Source organism: Pseudomonas sp. PS01299 (assembly GCF_029960145.1).
Lineage (GTDB): Bacteria > Pseudomonadota > Gammaproteobacteria > Pseudomonadales > Pseudomonadaceae > Aquipseudomonas > Aquipseudomonas putida_A.
This window is the reverse complement of the sequence record NZ_JASCPO010000481.1, coordinates 1-1,285: the sequence shown is the minus strand read 5'-3', so window position 1 is coordinate 1,285 and position 1,285 is coordinate 1. Positions and strand designations below refer to the sequence as shown.

Genomic DNA, 1,285 nt, shown 5'->3' with positions numbered 1-1,285 from the left:
CGAATGCGGTGGGTCATTCAACAATGATGGTGGCTGAACCGCCGCATTCGCGAGCAAGCCCGCTCCCACCCAAAGCAAATCCGCGTCCATCAAGGAGCTGCATATGAACACCCCCTTCAACGCCCCAACCCCCAACACCAAAATCCCCGTGACCATCCTCACCGGCTTCCTCGGCGCCGGCAAAACCACCCTGCTCAACTACATCCTCAAGGAAAACCACGGGCGCAAGATTGCCGTGATCGAAAACGAGTTCGGCGAGGTCGGCATCGACGGCGATCTGGTGCTCAGCTCCGAGACCGAAGAGATCTACGAAATGGTCAACGGCTGCGTGTGTTGTACCGCCGAGGTTCGTGAGGACCTGGTGCGCATCGTCCGCGAGCTGGTGGCGCGTCCGGTGCGCCTCGATCACATCCTCATCGAGACCAGCGGCCTCGCCGATCCGTACCCGGTGGCGCAGAGCTTTTTCATCAATGACCCCATTGCCGAAGAAGTCGAACTCGACGCGATCGTGACCATGGTCGACGCCAGGCACATCGCCCAGCACCTGGAGGATCTGCAACTGGATGGCGTCGACAATCAGGCGGTGGATCAGATCGTCTGCGCCGACCGCATCGTCATCAACAAGGTCGATCTGGTCAGCCCTGAAGAGGTGGACATTCTGCGCGGCAAGATCCGTGGTTTGAACGCCACCGCAGATCTGGTGACCTCCACCCACGCGCAGATCGACCTGACGAAAATCCTCGGCATCGGTGCGTTCGAGTGCACGCAGAAGCTTATGGAAATCGGCGCGGAACCTGAGCATCACGACCATGACCACCACCATGAATCAGAAGACCACGAACACGATCCGAGCGTGTCATCGGTGGGCATCGCCGTCGACGGCGCGGTCAACCTGATGGCGTTCCACCGCTGGATCAGCGAGCTGCGCTCGTCCCAGGCCGACAACCTCTATCGCATGAAAGGCGTGCTCGCCGTGGCCAACGAAGACCAGCGCTATGTGCTGCAGGGCGTGCACAGCCTGGTGGAATTCCGCGCCTCGACCGCCTGGGGTACGGAGCCCCGTTCGAGCAAGATCGTGTTCATCGGCCGCGACCTGGACCGTGCGGCGCTAAACCAGGGCTTTGCCGCCTGCCTGGCAGGCTGAACAAGGCCTCGGAGCCGGTGGATGGCGGCTTCGCAGCACGAATGACTGATGTTCTTTCGCCTGGCGCAGAACATGTGGGAGCGGGCTTGCTCGCGAATGCGGTGGGTCATTGCACAGTGATGTCGACTGACACAACGCTTT

1 protein-coding gene is annotated in these 1,285 nt (G+C 61.0%); it reads left to right on the top strand.

All coding sequences use genetic code 11. From position 1 onward, the window contains the following. Positions 1–103 precede the first annotated feature (103 nt). Positions 104–1,144 carry a GTP-binding protein gene (locus QMX91_RS31135; RefSeq protein WP_210557772.1) on the top strand — a complete coding sequence of 347 codons (1,041 nt, stop codon included), beginning with the start codon at positions 104–106 and terminating at the stop codon, positions 1,142–1,144. Positions 1,145–1,285: the final 141 nt, after the last annotated feature.

Bases quoted from the DNA above. Each gene is read 5' to 3' on its own strand.
- QMX91_RS31135 (WP_210557772.1), top strand. From the start codon at position 104: ATGAACACCCCCTTCAACGCCCCAACCCCCAACACCAAAATCCCCGTG.